At 43.0% G+C, this 21183-nt stretch carries 21 protein-coding genes; 5 read left to right on the forward strand and 16 right to left on the reverse strand.

From position 1 onward, the window contains the following. Positions 1–2: 2 nt before the first annotated feature. The 13 genes from PHEP_RS19120 to PHEP_RS19180 form a co-directional block, all read right to left on the reverse strand. The gene (locus PHEP_RS19120) at positions 3–2318 is read right to left on the reverse strand and encodes an NADP-dependent malic enzyme (RefSeq protein WP_015809633.1); all 2316 of its coding nucleotides are present in this window, start codon (positions 2316–2318) and stop codon (positions 3–5) included. Positions 2319–2392: 74 nt separating this feature from the next. After that, complete coding sequence (locus tag PHEP_RS19125) at positions 2393–3610, reverse strand: lytic transglycosylase domain-containing protein (protein ID WP_015809634.1); 1218 nt, start codon at positions 3608–3610, stop codon at positions 2393–2395. Between the two features lie 77 nt (positions 3611–3687). Next, positions 3688–5151, reverse strand: a complete 1464-nt coding sequence (gene gatA / locus PHEP_RS19130; protein ID WP_036675266.1) for an Asp-tRNA(Asn)/Glu-tRNA(Gln) amidotransferase subunit GatA — start codon at positions 5149–5151, stop codon at positions 3688–3690. Between the two features lie 42 nt (positions 5152–5193). After that, a complete protein-coding gene (locus PHEP_RS19135; protein ID WP_015809636.1) occupies positions 5194–5397 on the reverse strand; it encodes a Sec-independent protein translocase subunit TatA/TatB in 204 nt (67 codons plus the stop codon). Between the two features lie 6 nt (positions 5398–5403). Beyond that, on the reverse strand, positions 5404–5826 hold the full coding sequence (locus tag PHEP_RS22380) for a Sec-independent protein translocase subunit TatA/TatB (RefSeq protein WP_015809637.1): 423 nt from the start codon (positions 5824–5826) through the stop codon (positions 5404–5406). Positions 5827–5936: 110 nt separating this feature from the next. Beyond that, entirely contained in the window at positions 5937–7226 is a 1290-nt protein-coding gene (locus PHEP_RS19145; RefSeq protein ID WP_015809638.1) for a murein hydrolase activator EnvC family protein, read from the reverse strand. 22 nt (positions 7227–7248) lie between these two features. Next, positions 7249–8040, reverse strand: coding sequence for a lipoprotein insertase outer membrane protein LolB1 (lolB1, locus tag PHEP_RS19150; RefSeq protein ID WP_015809639.1), 792 nt, complete (start codon positions 8038–8040; stop codon positions 7249–7251). Continuing rightward, the gene (locus tag PHEP_RS19155; RefSeq protein ID WP_015809640.1) at positions 8018–9070 is read right to left on the reverse strand and encodes a tetratricopeptide repeat protein; all 1053 of its coding nucleotides are present in this window, start codon (positions 9068–9070) and stop codon (positions 8018–8020) included. The genes lolB1 and PHEP_RS19155 overlap by 23 nt, the downstream gene beginning before the upstream one ends. A gap of 5 nt (positions 9071–9075) precedes the next feature. After that, positions 9076–9507, reverse strand: a complete 432-nt coding sequence (gene dut, locus PHEP_RS19160) for a dUTP diphosphatase (protein ID WP_015809641.1) — start codon at positions 9505–9507, stop codon at positions 9076–9078. Beyond that, positions 9504–11003: a lipopolysaccharide biosynthesis protein gene (locus PHEP_RS19165; RefSeq protein WP_015809642.1), complete on the reverse strand. Its 1500-nt coding sequence runs from the start codon at positions 11001–11003 to the stop codon at positions 9504–9506. The genes dut and PHEP_RS19165 overlap by 4 nt, the downstream gene beginning before the upstream one ends. Then, the gene (locus PHEP_RS19170; protein WP_015809643.1) at positions 11003–11281 is read right to left on the reverse strand and encodes an acylphosphatase; all 279 of its coding nucleotides are present in this window, start codon (positions 11279–11281) and stop codon (positions 11003–11005) included. Before PHEP_RS19170 ends, PHEP_RS19165 begins: the two co-directional genes overlap by 1 nt. Beyond that, positions 11278–12225: an NAD(P)H-dependent flavin oxidoreductase gene (locus PHEP_RS19175; RefSeq protein ID WP_015809644.1), complete on the reverse strand. Its 948-nt coding sequence runs from the start codon at positions 12223–12225 to the stop codon at positions 11278–11280. Before PHEP_RS19175 ends, PHEP_RS19170 begins: the two co-directional genes overlap by 4 nt. Before the next feature lie 8 nt (positions 12226–12233). Then, on the reverse strand, positions 12234–13412 hold the full coding sequence (locus PHEP_RS19180; RefSeq protein ID WP_015809645.1) for an amidohydrolase family protein: 1179 nt from the start codon (positions 13410–13412) through the stop codon (positions 12234–12236). A gap of 63 nt (positions 13413–13475) precedes the next feature. Between PHEP_RS19180 and PHEP_RS19185 the strand changes: the two genes are divergently transcribed. Continuing rightward, entirely contained in the window at positions 13476–14168 is a 693-nt protein-coding gene (locus PHEP_RS19185) for a helix-turn-helix transcriptional regulator (RefSeq protein ID WP_015809646.1), read from the forward strand. A gap of 27 nt (positions 14169–14195) precedes the next feature. Here PHEP_RS19185 and PHEP_RS19190 read toward each other — a convergent pair whose 3' ends face one another. Next, positions 14196–14555 carry a winged helix-turn-helix transcriptional regulator gene (locus PHEP_RS19190; RefSeq protein ID WP_015809647.1) on the reverse strand — a complete coding sequence of 120 codons (360 nt, stop codon included), beginning with the start codon at positions 14553–14555 and terminating at the stop codon, positions 14196–14198. An 81-nt stretch (positions 14556–14636) separates the two neighbouring features. Here PHEP_RS19190 and PHEP_RS19195 point away from each other — a divergent pair, with 81 nt between their 5' ends. After that, positions 14637–15521 (forward strand): NAD(P)H-binding protein, encoded by an 885-nt coding sequence (locus tag PHEP_RS19195; RefSeq protein WP_015809648.1) that lies wholly within the window; start codon positions 14637–14639, stop codon positions 15519–15521. A gap of 6 nt (positions 15522–15527) precedes the next feature. Here PHEP_RS19195 and PHEP_RS19200 read toward each other — a convergent pair whose 3' ends face one another. Together PHEP_RS19200 and PHEP_RS19205 are read right to left on the reverse strand one after the other, a co-directional pair. Next, entirely contained in the window at positions 15528–16358 is an 831-nt protein-coding gene (locus PHEP_RS19200) for a sialate O-acetylesterase (RefSeq protein ID WP_015809649.1), read from the reverse strand. A 58-nt stretch (positions 16359–16416) separates the two neighbouring features. Then, positions 16417–17244 carry an AraC family transcriptional regulator gene (locus tag PHEP_RS19205; RefSeq protein ID WP_015809650.1) on the reverse strand — a complete coding sequence of 276 codons (828 nt, stop codon included), beginning with the start codon at positions 17242–17244 and terminating at the stop codon, positions 16417–16419. A 93-nt stretch (positions 17245–17337) separates the two neighbouring features. Between PHEP_RS19205 and PHEP_RS19210 the strand changes: the two genes are divergently transcribed. From PHEP_RS19210 to PHEP_RS19220, 3 genes are all read left to right on the forward strand, one after another. Next, positions 17338–18855 (forward strand): MFS transporter, encoded by a 1518-nt coding sequence (locus PHEP_RS19210; protein ID WP_015809651.1) that lies wholly within the window; start codon positions 17338–17340, stop codon positions 18853–18855. Positions 18856–19133: 278 nt separating this feature from the next. After that, positions 19134–20540, forward strand: coding sequence for an arylsulfatase (locus PHEP_RS19215; RefSeq protein ID WP_015809652.1), 1407 nt, complete (start codon positions 19134–19136; stop codon positions 20538–20540). A gap of 85 nt (positions 20541–20625) precedes the next feature. Further along, complete coding sequence (locus PHEP_RS19220; RefSeq protein WP_015809653.1) at positions 20626–21123, forward strand: DinB family protein; 498 nt, start codon at positions 20626–20628, stop codon at positions 21121–21123. Positions 21124–21183 lie beyond the last annotated feature (60 nt).

The following is a 21183-nucleotide window of genomic DNA, read 5'->3' on the forward strand; positions in this document are numbered from 1 at the left end:
AATTATTTCTTAGCTATTCTTTTTAACAATCCGCCTTTTTTAAGATTTACCTCTTGTTCTTTTCCCTGAACATCCAGAACAGCTAAGGTAACCATATTTACAATCTCCCTAACCGAACTTCCAAGTTGAACAATATGAACAGGCTTGTTCAAGCCCAATAAAATAGGCCCAATAGCCTCAGCCTCACCCAGTTCCTGCAAAAGCTTATAAGCAATATTGCCCGATTCCAGATTAGGGAAGATCAACGTATTTGCCGGCCCGTCTATCAATCTGCTGAAAGGAAAATTATCTTTTAACAGGGCATTATTAATGGCAAAATTTCCCTGCATTTCGCCATCTACCATAATGTGCGGATGCTGATCATGCAGTATTTTTACAGCCTTTCTAACTTTTTCAGGCACCACACCCTCATTAGAACCAAAATTGGAATAAGACAGCAACGCAATACGCGGATGGATGTTAAATTTACTCACAGAACGTTCCAAAAGCAAGGTCAGGTCTACCAATTCTTCAGCGGTTGGATCTACATTCACTGTAGTATCCCCAAAAAATACAGGGCCTTTCTTGGTCATCATCATGTACATTCCTGCAACACGGTTTACACCGGGTGCAGTGCCAATTACATGCAGGGCAGGTTTAATGGTCGAAACATAATTTCTTGTCAGTCCCGATATCATGGCATCCGCCTCACCAAACTCTACCATAGATGCACCAAAATAATTCCTGTCACGCATCAGCTTGGTGGCGTCAAACAAGGTAAGCCCCCTCCGTTGTCTTTTTTCATACAGGGCCTGGCCATATTTTTGCATCAGTTCAGGCTCCTTAAAAGTATCTATGATTGTTACGCCTTCCAGCTCCAGTGCACTTTCTTCAATAATCCTTTCGATTACCTCTTTATTGCCCAGTAAAATCGGGATGGCAATGTTTTCATCCTTAACAATCTGGGCAGCTTTTAGTATCTTATAATGATCTGCCTCTGCAAATACCACACGCTTAGGATCGGATTTGGCCTTATTCGTGATTGCACGCATGATGGCATCGTCCATGCCCAACCGGTGCTTCAGTTCTTCCTCGTAAGCGTCCCAGTCGGTAATGGTTTTCCGGGCAACCCCCGATTCAATTGCTGCCCTGGCCACCGCTGCAGAAACGTTAGTCATTAACCTCAAGTCCATCGGCTTTGGAATAATGTATTCCTTACCAAATTTTATGTTTTTCTCATTATAGGCCATGTTTACAGCCTCTGGAACAGATTTTTTTGCCAGCGACGCAATGGCCTTTACTGCAGCAATTTTCATCTCTTCATTGATTGCAGTTGCCCTCACATCCAGTGCTCCCCTGAAAATATAGGGGAAGCCCAGTACATTGTTCACCTGGTTGGGGTAATCAGAACGGCCTGTAGCCATGATGATATCTTTACGGGATTTAATGGCCAGTTCATAAGCTATCTCCGGATTGGGGTTCGCCATGGCAAACACAATAGGGTTTTTAGCCATCGATTTCAGCATATCTTCTGTAACGCAGTCGGCCGACGATAAACCGATAAAAACATCGGAATCTTTCATCGCTTCTGCCAGTGTATCCAGTTTTCTGGAAGTTGCAAACTCAGCTTTGATCTCGTCCAGGTTTTCCCGGTTATCCCTGATCACACCCGACCTGTCGCACATCACAATATTTTCTTTTTTAGCCCCCAAGGAAACATATAAACGTGAACAGGAAATAGCAGCGGCACCAGCACCATTTACAACGATCCTGATCTTATCCATCTTCTTTTTCTGCAGTTCACAGGCATTTAACAAAGCTGCTGCAGAAATGATAGCCGTACCGTGCTGATCATCGTGCATCACCGGAATATTCATTTCAGCTTTCAAACGCCGCTCAATTTCAAAGCATTCAGGAGCTTTGATATCTTCCAGGTTCACTCCCCCAAATGTAGGCTCCAGTGCTTTTACTATTTTTACAAAATCATCAACATTCGTGGTATCAAGTTCCAGATCAAAAACATCAATATCGGCAAATATCTTAAAAAGAAGGCCCTTACCTTCCATCACCGGTTTACCAGCTTCGGGACCAATATTGCCCAGGCCCAAAACAGCGGTACCATTACTGATTACGGCTACAAGGTTGCCCTTTGCTGTATATTTATAAACATCTTCTGTATTTTCGGCTATTTTCAAGCAGGGTTCTGCTACGCCAGGTGAATAAGCAAGCGCCAGGTCCCTTTGGGAATTGGTTGGTTTAGTGGGTATAACCTGGATTTTACCCGGCCGTCCTTGCGAGTGGTAATCCAATGCATCCTGCTTTCTATTAATCTTACTCATAAAATGCTTATCGTGTAAGGGGCCAAAGTTACAATTCTTTTAACAAGCCATAAATAAAAAAGAACACATTAAATTTAACCTCTTAGCGGGGCTGCTGTATGCCTTCCTTCAGTGTTGCTATAAATTTTCAGACGTTGCCCCGGAACAATTGTTGATCCTTTTAGATTGTTCCAGACCTTCAGGTCCTGTACCTCTACATGATATTTATTGGCGATACCGATCAGGCTCTGACCAGGGGCTACTTTGTGGTACACAATCGGAGATTTACGTTCAGCTTTAGACTTCCGCTTCAACTGGTTGTCATTTGACGCCAGTATAATGTGTTTATCCACATCGGCTTCTGTCTCGTTCAGCAATTCGTATACCCTGGTAAAACTGGCCAGGCTCACCTTCGGTAAAATCACCCGTTTTGGCGAAAGCTCAGAACCGTTTACAATCTTCTTCTTATAAGAGGGATTCAGACTCCACAACTCTTCTACTTCTATATTCAGGGCCTCTGCCAATGAAGGGAGAGAAACAAAACGGTTCACCTGGATGGTGTCTGTATTTTTAAGAAAAACCGTACGTTGCGCCTTAATTTCATGTTTTCCTGAATAGTTCATCACATACACAGCCGCAATAAAGGCCGGCACATAATTTCTTGTCTCCATAGGCAAAAAGCGTCTGATCTCCCAGAAATCCCTGGAATCTGCCTTTGCAATTGCACGGTTTACATTTCCCATTCCGCAGTTGTAGGCTGCAATTGCCAGCAACCAGTCGCCCAGTTCTTCATAAGCATCTCTGAAATATGCCGCAGCTGCATAGCTGGCCTGTATAGGGTCTTTACGTTCATCCACAAAGTTATCCATATTCAGTCCATACCCCTTAGCTGTAGCAAACATAAACTGCCATAAGCCGGTTGCCCCAACCCTCGAAACTGCGTGTGGGTTCATCGAGGATTCAATGATTGGCAGGTATTTGATCTCTTCCGGAATGTTATAGCTTTTTAAAGCCTTTTCAAAGATTGGGAAATAATAGCCCGAAAGCCCAAGCATTTTGCCCATCATATCTTTACGGCCTGCATAAATATCAATGTACTTCTGTACATATTCATTGTAGCTTAGCGGAACTATTTTCTGAATAGAATCCAACCTGGCCTTATACATGTAATTGTGGTTATAAAAAGTTGTTGCTTCTTCAACAACAGGCACATAGGTTGTATCTGTAATCTGCAGCATACGTTGCTGTGCAGCTGCCGTAAAGCAGGTGAAAGCCAAAATACAATAAGATACAAAGCGTACTATTAGTCTCATAGGCACAATATTTATTAAGTCTGCCACAGGCCTCTTTTCCCGTACTACAAGCTTATGATGGTTTTTGGTTCATTGGTTTAATTGGTCAGTTGCCTGGCATTTAAAAAGTTATGAGCTAAAGACAACAGGTCCTGCTCTCCAAAATGTCTGGCCATCAACTGAACACTTAACGGTAAACCTGAATAATTATTGCCCAAAGGGACAGCAATTGCAGGAATACCTGTTAACGAGGCCAGTACTGTAAATATATCAGCCATGTACATCACCAAAGGATCGTCAATATTTTCTCCTATTTTAAAGGCGGGTGTTGGTGCTACTGGGCTTATTATCACGTCAAACCGGGTTAGCAGTTCTTCCATTTTCTCTCTGATCAGCCTCCTCACCTGCTGTGCTTTCTGGTAATAAGCATCGTAATATCCTGCACTTAAAACAAATGTCCCCAATAAAATCCGGCGTTTCACTTCCTCACCAAAACCTTCAGCCCGCGATAATTTATAAAGTTCATTCAGGCTAGTTGCTTCCATGTTGCGATGCCCGTAATGTACCCCATCGTAGCGTGACAGGTTCGAGGAAGCCTCGGCTGTAGTCAGCACATAATAAGCTGGCACCAGGTAATCGAGCAGATCAAAAGAAACAAACTCAATCGTATGTCCCTGTTCCTTTAATTCGCCGATGGCATTTAATATTGCATTTTTGATATCCGTATCCAGCGCTTCACTTTCCAAAGTCTCCTTCAAAACAGCAATTTTTTTCTTTTTAAACGTACCTTTCCCGAAAGCAGCACTGTCTGCAAGCAGGCCGGCCTGATAATCAGGCACCGGCAATTTGGCTACCGTGCTGTCATAATCATCTGCACCAGCTAAAACTTCCAGTAAAACTGAAGCATCACCAACTGAAGAAGTAATGGTACCTACCTGATCAAAGGATGAAGCATAAGCAATTACGCCATATCTTGAAATCCGCCCATAAGTAGGCTTTAAACCTATACAACCACAAAATGCAGCAGGCTGTCTTACCGAACCTCCGGTGTCTGTTCCTAAAGCAGAAAGGCAAAGATCGGCCTGTACAGCAACAGCCGAACCTCCTGATGAACCTCCGGCGACTTTTTCACTGTCGGCCGCATTTTTAACCGGCCCATAATACGAAGTTTCATTAGAGCCGCCCATCGCAAACTCATCGCAGTTCAGTCTGCCAATGATCACAGCATCCTCAGCAATCAGACGTTCAACAACTGTGGCAGAATAAGGGGAAACAAAACCTTCCAGCATTTTAGAAGAGGCACTAACCTGATGGTCTTTATAACAGATATTGTCTTTTATACCAATCACCATACCTGCCAGTTTACCCGCTGTTCCCTGTGCTATCTTTTCCTGTACCAGTTTAGCCTGGTTTGTTGCAGAATAAAAAAACACCTCATTAAAGGCATTGAGGTGTTGATGTTTTTCTATCTGCTTAAAATAATAGTCCAATAAGTCAGGTAAACTAAGCTCTTTTTGCTCAATAAGGCTTTGTATCTCTTTTAAGGAGTTATACTTCTTCAAAATCAAGAATACATTATAAAATTAAAAAATCGGATTGGTAACCTACAAAGGTTTTTTAGTAGGATTCTGTTCTACCGTTTCCTCATCATTACCATCTTTCCCGTCTTTAAATTCTTTAATTCCTTTTCCAAGCCCACGCATCAGTTCAGGAATTTTTTTACCGCCAAAAAGTAATAATACTATTACTACGATAACAGCAATCTCTCCGCCGCCCAATCCAAAAGCTAATATTGTTGTGTCAAACATGATATTTTAGTTAAAGTTTTTTTTATCTGTGTCTATTTTATCTTTACCAGCTTCATCAACATGTTCAACATGCTCAGCCGTATCTTCTTTCTTTTCTAAATTTATCCCTTCCTTATGAGGCTCATCCTGGGCTACATACGTATTTTCATTGGGTGTATAATCGTAAGGATGAGGCCTGTTGCTGTCGTCATCATTAATGGCCGATTTAATGTCATTGATCTCATCTGTTATACCTACGGAATTTATGTTTCTGTGGATTTCACGCTTTACGCCTTCCGAAGCATCCTTAAAATCCCTCAAACCTTTTCCAAGCCCTCTTGCCAGTTCAGGTAATTTTTTACCTCCAAACAACAAAAGTACCACAGCAAGGATCAGCATTATCTCTCCTCCGCCCATATTTAAGAATTCCACTAACGTGCCTGTATACATCTCAACTCTGTTTTAACTTACAATAACACAAACTTAGCAAATATTGTTGCCAATAACAATATTACGATCTCTCTGATACCTTTTAAAAAGCTATAAGTAAAAGGAAATAATTATTTTGCTATCCAGGCAGCGGGATTTTGTGCCGCAGTTCCCCTGTAAATCTGAAATTGCAACTCCGGCACATCACCCGAAGAAGCCACAGTGCCAATGTTCTGTTTGGTGGTCACATCATCGCCTGCGCTTACGCTTACCGACCTTAAATTCTGGTAAACTGTAAAAAATTGCCCGTGTTTGATCAATATATAATACCGGCCAAGTGCGTTCCCTACTTTGGTCACCTTCCCATTAAATACAGCACGTACACCGGCCCCTTCTGCAGTCTGGATGGTTACCCCGGCATTGTCATAACTGGCCTGTCCCTCCTTATGCTTTCCAAAGCTTTCCGTGATCGATCCCGCAGCCACCGGCCAGGGCAGTGAACCGCGGTTACTTTCAAAAGCTGCTGATAAACGTGCCGCCTCTGGTGTTGCCGCCATATACCCCCCGCTGCTTTCTTTAGGTTTGGCAACAGGCGCTGCCGGTACAGGTCTGTTCTCGGCCCTTGCTTTTGCCGCGGCGGCGGCGGCAGCTTTTGCAGCAGCAGCCCTCGCCGCTTCTTCAGCACGTTTACGCTCCAAAGCGATCTCGCGTGCAATTGCAGCACGGATACTCCTGTCAAGCTGCGCCTGCTGTTTTTTTCGCGTAGCTATATCCTGCCGGTATTGCTTTTCCTGCTTGCTGTACTTGCTCAGTACGGCCGACTGTTGTGATTTATTCTTACCCAGTTTGTCCTTCTCGTTCTCCTGCTCATGCAATAAACTGCTTTTCTCCTTCAGGTTCTTATCCAGCACCACAATCTTATAATTCAGGTCTTTTTGCGTGCCCTGTATATAACCTGCCTGTTTTTTACGGTATTGACCAAATTGCTGTAAATATTTGATCCTTTTGTAAGCCTGGTTAAAATCTTTGGCAGCAAAAATAAACATCATTTTATCATAAGCATTCTTGTTCCGCTGTGCAAACCTTATCATCGCTGCATATTCTTTCTTCAGCTGGTTCAGTTGACCTTTTAAAGTAATTACAGTATTGGTATTTTCGTGGATCTGGTTATCCAGGTTCTTGATCTCAGAGTTGATCACCGTGATCTTATCCTGCATCAGCTTGATTTTGGTATTCAAGGCATTGATCTGACCTAAGGTAAGTTTCTTGTTATTGGCCGTTTTGTTCAGGTTTCGCTGCAAAAGTTCAATTTCTCTTTGTATGGCTTCTTTTTTTCTTTTGAGTTCCGAACTGCTTTGTGCACGCACAAGGGATACGGAGAATATAAATAATAAAAGTAAAAGGGATTTGTTTAACTTCATCGGGTCAAAAGTATAAAAAAAATCAGTTTATTACTTCATACTTCTTAGGAACACTAAACGGAAAATCAAGTGGAACATTGCGTTCAATCTTTGAAAAATCGAGCTGAATGTCTACCTGTTTTATCCCTGCCAACGAACTGATCTGCATATTGGAAGGGAAAAGTTCGTCAATTACTTTCTGGTAATCCCCATACACAACCTTTAAAGCTTTGCCCGATTTCATATCGTTCAGATTGTTCTCGCTAACTTTCAATAAAGTATTGAACACTACCCTGTAAGCCAGATCCTGCTGCTGCCCCTTTAGCTCCCAAACTCCATTCTGCTCCCCCAGTTCCGATTGTGCTACCATAAAATCATCAATGGTATTTCCGGAAAGTACCGATTGCAGCAATTTAAAGCTCACCTGCTTATTGGTATAGGCATGCACATAATCAAAAGGCTTTTTCAGGTATACCCCCTGAAAATTGTTCCTCACCTTAATGCTGTCAGGTGTAATTAAAACACGGGCTACCTCTATCCCTGCAATTGCAGTTACACTTACCCAGATCATTTCATCTTTTTTGATCTTAATGTTCATGTTCACATTGTTGCTGTTCCCATTGATGCTAAGACTCGCCTTCCCTTTTAAAGAGAGGGTATTAAAAGAAAGATCGTTTTTTTTCAGCATGGCCAGGTTCTCAGATTTCCTGTTGTTTACCACAGCGGTTCCGCCTGTTTTTGGTACAGCAACTATTGCTTTTTTAGCCTTACAGGCCAGTAAACCTGTCGAAATCAATACTGCGCAAATCCATTTATTCCAAATACTTCCGTTCATTGATCTTTTTGTTTAATTTTTCAGAACTGTTCCCTGCCGCTTTCGACTTTTTCCATTGCAGCAATGCCTGGGCAGGCTCTCCTTTCAAAAACAAAACATCGCCATAAAGCTCCATATAAAGCGCATTTCCTTCATCCAGCTGCAAGGCAGTTTCGATATTTGTCAGGGCTTCCGCATAATTACTTATATGTTGCAGGGCTACAGCCTTATAATAATACAGAACTGCCTGACTAGGATATAAAGATAAAGCTTCATCTGCTGTTTTTAAAGCCTCGGCATATAAACCCAGTACCACTTCAATATGTATTGCACGTTCCCAGGCCATATAAATCTGATCGGTATTTTTAAGTATTGATTTAAACTGGGCCATTGCCCCTTTCAGATCGCCCTGCCTGTACAATTTTTCGCCAAGTACCAGCATTGTTTGTTCCGGGCTCAGCGAGGCTGCTGCCTGATGGCCCTCATTTTGTCCACCTGCAGTATCATCCTTTTCCATCGTTACCCGTTGCCTGGCATGGTTCAGTGCTTCAGAATTGCCGAATTTTTTTTCCAGCTCATCATAACCTTTCATAGCGGCGTCTGTATTCCCAGCCAGTAGCCAGGCGTTAGACCGGTCGTAATAATAGGCCTCCTTATCCGGTGCAAGCCTGATCATCTGGTTCAGAACCTCTACCAGAGCTTCCATATCGCCCTTTCGTTTATACAACTCAGCCATCAGCATCCAGTACCACACATTGTTACCATCAGCAACAAGGGCTTTTTTTATGGCCATTTCAGCTTCAAAAAGTTTATTCTGCCGGTAGTTCATTACCGCAATTTCATAGTGGACGGCTGCATTGTTAGGGTCTAGCACCAGTATTTTGGTAAAACTTTCATTGGCCCTGCTATAATCCTCGTTCAACTTATCACGCAGGCCGGCAAAAAAAAGCGTTTTCACGAGATTACTATCTACATATCCCTGCACAGGCTGCTGCGCCCGTACTGCAGGTATATAGCTCAGCAAAATCAATAAAAATACTTTTCCTTTCATGCAGTTTATTTACCGGTATGCCCGTAACCACCGGCACCCCTTTCCGTTCCACTTAGTTCTTCAACCACATTCCACACAGCGGTCTCATGCTTTGCAATTACCATTTGTGCAATCCTGTCGCCATTGTTCACCACAAAATCCGTATCCGATAAATTCACCAGCAACACTTTAAGCTCTCCGCGATAATCCGCATCTATCGTCCCTGGTGCGTTCACAATACTGATGCCATGTTTATAGGCCAGGCCGCTACGCGGGCGGATCTGGGCCTCATAGCCTACAGGCAGTTCTATGTACAAACCTGTTGGCACCAGTACCCGCTGCAACGGTTTTATCGTAATTTCTGTTTCTATAAAAGCACGTAAGTCCATCCCTGCAGCATGGGCAGTTTCATATTGTGGCAGCGGGTGCCCGGAATTGTTAATGATATTTATGTTCATCGTTTTTTTAATATAAGTTTCAACTGATCCTTTTCAAAATAAATAATGCCGGCGAAAAAAACCAGAAGCATGGTATTACCAATATAAATATTTCGGTTAAATACCCAAAAAGAAAGCACTACCAACAGTACCGAAACCAGCAGATAGGTGATCATCCTTTTCAAGTCATAAGGTATGGGATAGTGTTTTTGTCCAAGTACATAAGAAATCACCATCATTACAAAATAGGCCAGCATAGACACCCATGCAGAACCCATATAGCTATATTTCGGAATCAGCACAAAATTCATCACTATAGTTATAACGGCGCCAACGACAGAAATGTATAAACCGAACCTGGTTTGATCCGATAAGCGGTACCAGATAGATAAGTTCATATAAATACCCAGGCATACGTAACCAAAAAGCAGGTAGGGTACCGCAGGTAAGCCCACCCAATATTCGGCTATATGTGCCTTATCCCTGCTTATGAAATATTTGAGCAGCTCTATATTCGCAATCAATCCTACAAATAAAAGCGCCAATGCAATTACAAAATAATGCAAAATCAGTGCATAAGTATTTTTGGCGTTTGCATTTTTTGCGTAGCTAAAAAAGAAAGGTTCTGCCCCTAATCTGAATGCTGTAATAAATATGCTCATGAAAACTGCGATTTTACAGACAGCACCATAAATACCTACCTCATGATCAGCAATATGCTCTGGTAAAAGTTCACTTAAAACAATTTTGTCAAGGTTTTCGTTCACGATGAAGGACAGGTTGGCCACCAGGATAGGCCAGGAATATCTGAACATCTTCGCAAAAAGCGCTCTGTCAAACCTGAGTTGCAGCTTAAAAAACTCGGGTAGCAACAACAGAAAGGTAACCAAACTGGCAATTAAGTTAGAAATGAACACATAACCCACCCATTTTTCCCGATACCACGAAACCAGCCAGTCGGCCATTGGCCATTCGTGTTTAATGATGGCTGGTACCACAAAAATAAACAACAAGTTAAAGCCTACAAAGCTTCCGATATTCAGGAACTTAACCACACTGTACTTAAAGGCCCGGTCTTCTGCCCTTAATTTAGCAAAGGGAATTACGCAAATGGCATCAACAAATAAAATACCGATAAAATATTGCACATACTTTTTGTAATCAGCAAGCTGTGCCGGGTCAGCAGAAAGATATCTGGCAATTGGATTTACAAAAACAAAACCGGTGATCAGGAATAGCAGCGAGATAAAAACAATGCATAAAAACGAGTTATTGTACACTTCTTGTTTTTTGTCTTCATGCTTGTTCAAGTACCTGAAATAAGTACTTTCCATACCGAAAGCCAATACTGCATTGATCATTGATGCATAGGCATACATCTTTGTAAAGATGCCATAAGTAGCCGAAGGATAGGCCCTGGTAAACAGAGGGGTCAAAATAAAATTAAATAGCCGCGAAAAGACTGTACTGATGCCATATACGGCCGTTTGTCCCAAAAACTTTTTTAATACCGACATTATTTTTTCAGGATTACAAAATCAGTAAAATGTTTCGGTTCGGCCATCTCAACGGCACAATTTTCCACTTTTGCCCTGTCTGGCCCGTCATTGCACCATTCCAAAAATGAATCCAGCTCCCATTGTTCCCCTTCGGCCTCAATATAGACCGAACCATCAGGCTCATTCCGCACAAAACCTTTAATTCCCGATTGGTCGGCCACATATTTTGTTGTCTCCCTGAAAGTTACGCCCTGCACTTTTCCAGTAATTTTTATATTTAAATGTATTTTCTTCATACGTCAAATTCTTTAATCCGCTCTACTTCAAGCAAAAACTCCTGCCATATACGGCCCAGTATTTCTGCTGCCGGTTTTATCTTCTTCAGCATGGCCGATACCTGGCCAATCTCCAGTTCACCCTCTTTCATATTCCCTTCAAACATACCCAATTTTGCACGGGCCCTGCCCAGCATACTCACCAGTATTTCGGCACTGGCCCCCGCTGCCTCCGCTTCCGCAACCGCCTCTGCAAACTCATTTTTCAGCAAACGTACCGGCACCAGTTTTTTTAAACTCAGTTTTGTATCCCCCTCAGCAGCATGGATAATCCGGTCCTTAAAATAAGGATGTGCAGAAGATTCTTCTGCAACAGCAAAAGCAGATCCGACCTGAACGCCATCTGCACCTAAGGCCATCGCTGCCAGCATAGCCTTGCCACTGCCAATACCCCCAGCAGCAATCAAAGGAAGCTTAACAGCCGCCCTGATCATAGGAATCAGGCACATCGTGGTAGTTTCTTCCCTTCCATTGTGCCCGCCTGCTTCAAAACCTTCGGCAACTATGGCATCCACGCCACAGGCTTCCGCTTTCAGTGCAAACTTTGTATTGGCAATCACATGTACCACTATAATCCCTTTCTCTTTTAAAAAAGAAGTCCAGCTGGCCGGGTTGCCTGCCGATGTAAATACGATACGCACCCCTTCTTCAACTATGATCCGCATAATTTCCTCTACGTTGGGATAAAGCAAGGGTACGTTTACTGCAAAAGACCCTGAGGTAGCCACCTTACATTTGCGGATGTGTTCCCGAAGCACATCAGGATACATCGATCCGGCACCTATAATACCCAAACCACCAGCATTAGACACAGCCGATGCCAAACGCCAGCCACTGCACCATACCATCCCTGCCTGTATAACCGGATATTTAATATCAAAAAGTTCAGTGATCTTATTTGTCATATTCAATATTAAAACAGCCGTTTTACTTTATCGCCTAAAATTACCGCACCATCTTTTTCCGTAAAATCAACCAGATTAACCCCGGGACGTTTTCCGGGTTCAAAGCTACCAAATTCTGACGCTAAGCCTAAAAATTCGGCTCCGTTAATTGTCGCCCATTTTAATAATTCTTCAGTTGGCACATTAAAATGCTCCTGCAACAGGTTCATTTCTGATAGAATGCTCAGCCGGGTATTACTGGCCAAACTATCCGTCCCAATTGTTAACCTTAAACCGGCAGCGCGCAGCATATTCACATCTGGCAGTTTATTTTCTATATACAGATTGGCATGCGGACAAAGGCACCAGTATAAATTAGGATGGGTAGCGACTGCAAAAGCTACATCTTCTGCCGTGGTATAAGTATTGTGTACCAGCAAAGTTCTTAGTCCGGGCGAGATCAGGGGCAGAAAAGCTTTTATTGAACTGGTTCCAGGGGCTTCAAAAAAGCTGATATCTTGCCCTAAAAACTCAAAAAGACCTAAAAAGCCACCTGTTTTGTGCTCAAAAAAGATATTTTCATCTGCCGATTCCTGGTTATGAATACTTACCATCCCTGCCATCTCCTCTTGATGCAAACGAAGCTCGGCAAACAACTCTTTTGAAACAGAATATGGCGCATGCGGCACTATTGAGACTGGTAAAGGGGCAAATTCTTCCTTAAATTTCAATGCCCTGGCTATCGCCTCTTTCGCTTTATCGGGGTTGAATCCCATTATCTCCAAAAAGGTATGGTAATGAATGGGCGTATTGTTTTTAAATTTCCTGGAGATCAACTGATTCGAAATATCACCCACGGCAGCTATGCCATTTTCAAACATCTCTATATCAGCCTTCAGCATAGCAGTTTCAATCTCATACTCATCTGAAGTACGCGACCTGATGACCGATTTTGCAAATTCCGGTAAACCGGTATGCCGCCTGATCTGGTAACAAAGATTAGAGAGTTCAAGGTGACAATGTGTATTTACAAAACCTGGCACCAACAGACCGTCATGGTATTTGATGTTCTTAATCTTCCTTTCTTTAGCCTCCTCTGCAGTAAATACCGCCTCAATTGTCCGATCAGGACCAACAGCAAGTACCCCGTTCTTTATTGGCGGGCCAACAACGGGATGTACATAAGTTGCCGAAATGTATGATATCATACGCAAATAAAAGATTTTTCCATCTAATAATGTTAATTTTGTTTTTACCAATCCATAAACCTGATGAACCGAATTGACCGGCTGTTTGGCATACTTTTATTACTCCAAACCAAGAAATACATTACAGCAGATCAAATTGCTGATCAGTTCCAGATCAGTGTACGAACGGTATACCGCGACATTAAGGCCCTCCTGGAGCAGGGCGTTCCTATCAGCTTTGAACAACCCAAAGGCTATTTTATTGTACAAGGTTACTTTCTTCCACCGGTTTCTTTTTCCCAGGATGAGGCCAATGCCTTGCTCATCATGGAGCGTCTGGTATCGCGTTTTGCAGACAGGTCTATTTTGGCCAATTACACTACGGCACTGAACAAGGTGAAGGCAGTTTTAAAACATGCTCAAAGGGAAAAACTTGAACTCCTGAATGAAAGTATAAAGTTTCAGCTGAACCATGAAATGCTGAACGATGAGTTTGACCACCTGTCCACCCTTCAAAATGCCATTTCAGGCCGCTGTATAATCGAAATCGATTACCAGAACAATAACGGTGAAAGCAGTAAAAGGGAACTTGAAGCTATCGGACTTGTATTTTATGCCTATAACTGGCACCTTATTGCCTGGTGCCACCTGCGCAATGAATACCGCGATTTCAGGGTATCACGTATAGTAAAAGTCAGAAACCTTGATATCCCTTTCCGGAAAAAAGACCATATAAAAATTGGGGATTATATGAAGATGCTACCTGTTGACTATTAAGGCCGTGGTAGATTTTATTTTTTCTTTTCACCTTCTCTGTTCCATATCATCTAATCCCCATACTGCCATTGCATTCAGCACAGGTTGTAACTTCGCTCCTGCAGGGGTTAATGAATAGGTAACAAACGGAGGAACAACAGGTTCCGCAGTTCTTAGTACCAGATTATCTTCCTGCAACTGCTTCAAATGCTGGATTAGCATCTTTTCTGTGATTTGGGGGATGGCCCGCTTTAATTCGCTGTAACGCTTCGGGCCGTTGGAAAGGTGATACAAAATAATCGGCTTCCAGTACCCGCCAATCTTGTTCATTACGTAAGTAACGGGACAAGAAATAGCAGAAAACTGCTTGTTAAAATTACGCGTTGAACTTTCTTTAATTGCGGTCATAGTTACATACTTTGGGGTAAGTACTTGTATAAAAGTAAGTACAAATATACCTTTGTATTCAACAATTTAAAATATATAACCATGAATTTTACAATCACAGGATCACTAGGAAATATCAGTAAACCATTGGCAGAAATCTTAATCGCTGCCGGACACCATGTGACCATCATTAGCAGCAATCCGGCTAAAGCTAAGGCTATTGAAGCCCTTGGCGCCACTGCAGCTATTGGTTCAGTAGAAGATGTAGCCTTCTTAACCTCTGCCTTTTCTGGCAAAGACGCCATTTATACTATGGTTCCACCAAATTTTGGGGCACCTAACATCAGGCAATTTATAGCTGGCACCGGTAAAAAATATGCCGAAGCCATTCAGGCCTCTGGCATTAAACAAGTGGTTAACCTGAGCAGTATCGGTGCACATTTAGACGGGGGTACAGGTCCTATTTCTGGTCTTCACGATGTGGAGCAAACCTACACCCAACTGGATGGTGTAGCTGTTAAACACCTGCGCCCGGCATTTTTTTACATCAACTTCCTTGGAAACATCGATATGATTAAACATGCAGGCATTTTAGGTTCAAATTATGGTCCGGAAACGCCACTTGTACTGGTGCATCCAAACGATATTGCAGCGGTAGCCGCAGAAGAATTGCAGCAGACTTTTACGGGTAAAAGCATAAGGTATATTGCCAGCGACGAAAGCACTGCTGCAAATGTGGCTGGTGTATTGGGTGCGGCCATTGGTAAACCGGAACTTCCCTGGGTAGCATTTAATGATGACGAAGCTTTACAGGGCATGTTACAGGCAGGCTTGCCCGAGGTGATGGCTAAAAGCTATGTGGAAATGGGCGATGCCACCCGAAGCGGTAAATTATATGAACACTATTTTAGCAACAGGCCTTCAACATTTGGGAAAGTCAAGCTAGAAGATTTTGCAGTAGAGTTTGCAGAAGCACTTATCCGATAAGGCTAACTATTTTATATTTTGCTGAAGCCATAACATTTTTTCGGCATATCGCTTTCCGTATGCAGTAGCCGAAGGCGAATCGAAATGTGTCAGGTCACCTTTATCCACCAGTGATTCCGACGTGGCCAATGCCAGGTTCGGAATCATTTGCGGAGCCCCGGCCAGCATCTTATTAAATTGCTGATAATTGGTTTTATACCGGCCCAACTCTCCAACTACAACCGGCAATTTTTCGTTACCCACCATTTTCCTGATCCGGGTGATCAGTTCATTTAGCTTATCTAAATAGCCGATCATATTTTGGGCACCGCTATTTGCTTCGCCCTGATGCCAGATCATGCCTTTTACCACCCCATATTTCATCGCTTCCCTGATTCTCATTTCCGCATCATCAAAGGGATGCGTATTTGTCGCCTTGTCCATAGCGCCAGGCTTCCAAACATCAATATTGGTTCCGCCCACTGCACATGGCACCAATCCGATACGGACATTTGGCTTTGACCGGGCCATTGCAAAACCAAAAGACAGGCCGGGGCCTACACCCGCAACCTTGGGTTTATCGTAATGTAAAGGATGCCTGGCTATGATCCATTTACCTTCGCTATCCCAAACTAAAACATTCGGCTGTTCCATCGCCGTGTACTCCGCTAAAAGCGGTCCTCTCCCAGCCATGTTTGACTGTCCAAGTAACAGATATATTTCCAACTCAGGGCCTGGTTTTTTAATATGAAGGCTTGTATCCACATCATACACCTCGTTAAATAAAGGAGTGGCGGCAGGAAGAAAATTCGGGCTTATAAAGCAAACAAATAATAAAATGAAGTAGTTTTTAAACATATTTTGCGATAGGCTTTCCTAATATACAGCATAAATGTCCAAATTTTATGCTATTCATTCATAAATTCTGCCTGTAACCAGTCAAACTTATACCTTTCTGCTTCTTAAAGAACTTGTTCAGGTGACTCCCATCGGCAAAACCGAATTCATCAGCAAGTTCATTGATTCGGAGATCGCTGAACTTTAACCGCCATTCGATCAGCCGGATCCTGTAGCTGGTAATGAACTGCTGGATAGTTTCTCCGCATTGCTTCTTGAAATAAACACCCAGGTAAGCCTGTGAAATCCCAAAAGTCTGACTTATTGCAGCCGCAGTCAGTTGATCTGGCATAAAAATATGGCGCTCGATATAATTGATGATCTGGAGTATGCGCTTATCTGTATTGGTACGGACGTTTTCAGGCCTTATCTTTGAAATGTTTCTGGCTGCAATAACAATCAGTGCGTTTACCAGGTTCATGTCCAGATCTTGCTGGTAAACACCTCCAAGCTTCATCCCAAACAGTAGCGATTCGACAATCATCTCAACCAGACGGCTGTCGTCCTTGCAGCGCATTACGCAACCCGACAGATGTGTGGCATAGAAGAGCAGACATTCCAGGTGGTGAATACTTTTCCAGGGATAACTCCGAACGTAACTATCACTAAACCGGATCAGCAGGAACTCTGTTACTTCAGTTATTTCAAAAGTATGGCGGTCGTTGGGCGTGAGTAATAATAGGTTCCCGTCACGATAGGCCATGCGGTTGCCATTGATACAGACGGTGCCCTTACCAGAAATGAGGTACACCATTTCAAAGAAACTATACTGCCGGTCACCTAGTGGGCAGTGATCAGTTTTGAGGTATTCCAGCTCTACCTGCTGGTGCATATTTTGTTTAACCATAATACAAACATACCTTTTTATCATAGAAATGAACCGAATAGTCATGCCTTTTTCGGTCTACTTTTGTTAAAAATGACCACATAAATAAAAACTATGTTTAAAGACAAAAAGAATACACTTACCCTGGCCGCCGTTTGCCTTTCCTCATTAATGTTTGGATTGGAAATATCTAGTGTGCCGGTATTACTGCCCACACTCGAAAAATTATTAAAAGGCAATTTCAGTGATGTACAATGGATCATGAATGCCTATACCATTGCTTGCACTACAGTATTGATGGCTTCCGGTACGCTTGCAGACCGCTATGGCCGCAAACTTGTTTTTACAGCCGGGCTTTTGCTTTTTGGTATAACCTCTCTGCTTTGTGGGCTGGCCACGGCGATGCCATTACTCATCGCAGGACGTTTTTTACAAGGACTTGGCGGAGGCATTATGCTGATCTGCCAGGTTGCGATTCTTTCTCACCAGTTCCAGGACGGACGCGAACGCAGCCTGGCCTTTGCCGCCTGGGGGATTGTTTTCGGAGTAGGCTTGGGGTTCGGGCCTCTAATTGGCGGTATGATCCTCACATTTTTAAGCTGGAAATGGGTGTTTCTGGTACATGTGCCACTCAGCTTGCTTACACTGGGACTTGCATGGGCCGGGGTGCGGGAATCGCGGTCGGCTCAAATACAGCGATTGGATACCTTAGGGATGGTCACTCTTTCCTTAGCTGTTTTTGGACTGATTTATTACATTACCCAGGGACCCGCAATGGGATTTTCAAGCCTTTACGCGCTATTGATTCTGGGGGCATCTGCAGCTTGTTTTCTGCTCTTTTTATATGCAGAAAAGACAAGCACCCAGCCTATGTTTGATTTTACCGTATTCAGGATACGGGACTTTTCCGGGGCCATCATCGGCTCTATTGGCATGAACTTTTGCTTTTGGCCCTTTATAATCTACCTTCCTATCTATTTTCAGGGTGTGTTGGGGTACAGTAGCCTTATGGCCGGTACGATGCTGCTGGCCTATACTTTGCCTACATTGGTAGTTCCACCACTGGCCGAGCGGCTTTTGATGAAATACCGGCCCGGTATCGTTATCCCATTCGGGCTTTTTATCATCGGACTGGGATTTATATTGATGTGGTTTGGCATCCATGTTGCACACATGGGGTCGTGGACCATGATACCAGGTATGTTGTTGTCCGGCATCGGACTAGGGTTCTCTAATACTACGGTTACCAACACTACCACAGGTGCTGTGAGTTCAGACCGTGCAGGTATGGCTTCAGGGATAGACATGAGTGCAAGACTGATCACCCTGGCAATCAATATTGCTTTAATGGGATTCTTGTTAAGTAAAGGTGTGCTCATTCATTTAAAGATTGCATTCGCAGGAGTTTTTGATAGTCCTCAGCTCCATTCGGTGGCTGAAAAGATCGCAGCAGGAAATTTTGCTGGCCTTCTGGAAAAATATCCCAGGATTGCTACTTTAGACCCGGCTGGCGATATTACACATCAGGCATTAGCTGGCGGTTTTCAACTGCTGACTTTGTTCGGCGGAATTGGGGTAGTTTTCCTTGCATTGGTCAGTTTCTTTATATTTAAGCCACGATCAATTCGATAATGTTCGTCTAATTATACCCATACACTGTCACTTACACTTTTCCAATTGGCAGCTATAAGGGCTAAGGATTTGTTTTGTACTGAGGATGTAATGATCAAGTGTTGGTTATGCCTTGATTGAGCCTGGGGGTATATCAAGGCTTAACCAACCCTTGCCCAATGGTTACTCAAGGTATACTCAAAGTTGAATGAGGATGCCGAAACCTCAGGAGTAGACAGGCAAAAAATCTCATTTATGACAGTCTCAGAATAGAATGGTTATTTTGCTATTTTTATAACATGAGAATATACCTTTTTACCGTTTTATTGGTTTTAGCGACAATCCATTTAAGTGCCCGCCAAAAGCCCAATGTGATCTTTATTTTAGCAGATGACATGGGCTATGGCGATTTAGGCTGTTACGGCCAACAACTCATAGAAACGCCTAACATTGACAAGCTGGCTGCAAATGGAATCCGATTTACTCAATTTTATGCTGGCACTTCGGTATGTGCTCCATCAAGGGCATCTTTAATGACCGGCTTACATACCGGCCATACGCCAATAAGGGGTAATCATGAAATTAAACCAGAAGGACAGCTACCCTTACCCAAGGACACCTATACCTTGGCCAGACTATTTAAAGCTGCTGGTTATAAGACCGAGGCATTTGGTAAATGGGGACTGGGCTATCCAGGTTCTGAAGGCGACCCGGTAAAACAGGGCATAGATCAGTTTTATGGCTACAATTGCCAGCGCCAGTCGCATAACTTCTTTCCAGACCATTTATGGGACAACGAAAAACGTGTTGAACTGGGCAATACTTTAAGCCAGCAAACACAATATGCCCCCGAACTGATCCAGAAACAGGCTATGTCTTTTATGAAAGCAAATCAATCCAACCCTTTCTTTCTGTATCTGGCCTATACCCTGCCCCATGCAGCATTACAGTTACCCAAAAACGACCAGGCATTTGAATACTATAAAAAGAAATTTAAGGAACAGCCCAAGCCTGTAAAAGAAAACTGGGACGGCATTGCTTATCAACCGCAGCCTTACCCACACGCAGCTTACGCAGCTATGGTAAGCAAACTGGACAATTATGTAGGTGAAGTAGTAAAACAGCTCAAGGCACTTGACCTGGAAAAACAAACGCTGATCGTTTTTACCAGTGACAATGGTCCGCACAATGAAGGTGGAAATGAACCTGCTTTTTTTAACAGCAGTGCTGGCTTTAAAGGAATAAAAAGACAGCTTACGGAAGGTGGGATTAGAGAACCAATGATTGTTAGCTGGCCAGGCAAGATCAAAGCCGGGCAGAGCTCGGCACATATTGGTGCATTCTGGGATTTTATGCCAACTTTTGCAGAACTGACGGCTCAACCCCTGCCTGTTAAAACAGATGGATTATCCATACTACCTGTATTGCTAAATAAAGGCACACAAAAACAACATGATTTTTTATACTGGGAGTTTCATGAACAGGGCGGAAGACAAGCCCTGAGAATGGGTAAATGGAAGGCCATCCGGGAAAAGGTTAAACAGGATGCAAATGGCCCAATTTTGTTATATGATCTGGATATTGATCCAAAAGAGCGCAACGACCTGGCTGCCAAACATCCGGAAGTGGTAAAAAAAGCGGCATTGCTTATGCAGCATGAGCATGTAGAAAACAAGGATTTCCCACTAATTTCAAATAAATTTTAAACCGGGAAAACAGACTGCCATAGGGTTGTCAGTGTCTACTCTTTTCTTTGTATTGTTAATGTTAAACTATTAAAAAAACAATACGATGAACAGGATTAAAATGTTTTTGAAAGAACTGGACGAAGCCTCAGTAACTACCCGAAAAATGTTGGAAAGGGTGCCTGCAGATAAATTTGACTGGCAGCCACACCCAAAAAGTATGACCGTTAAAAGACTGGCCACACATATTGCTGAACTGCCTTCATGGATATCAATGGCCCTGACCACCGACGAACTGGATTTTGCCGACAATCCTTACGAACCGGTAGATGTAAAAAATACAGACGAGCTACTGGCTTATTTTGAAAAGTCGTTACAGGACGGACGCAGCCACCTGGTTGATCGTTACGAAGATGTACTGGATAAAGACTGGACATTAAGAAACGGAGAACAGGTTTACAGTGTAGAGCCTAAGGCAGATGTGATCCGCATGAGCCTGAACCAGGTTGTGCATCACCGTGCACAACTGGGCGTATTTTTAAGGCTGCTGGACATCCCGATACCTGGAAGTTTTGGTCCGAGTGCAGATGAAACAGATTTTTAAAATGCATATTTTGATTTTTTATGGGTATAAATTGATTTCTTTGTAAATAATTTCAATTTA

The organism is Pedobacter heparinus DSM 2366, from assembly GCF_000023825.1.
GTDB lineage: Bacteria > Bacteroidota > Bacteroidia > Sphingobacteriales > Sphingobacteriaceae > Pedobacter > Pedobacter heparinus.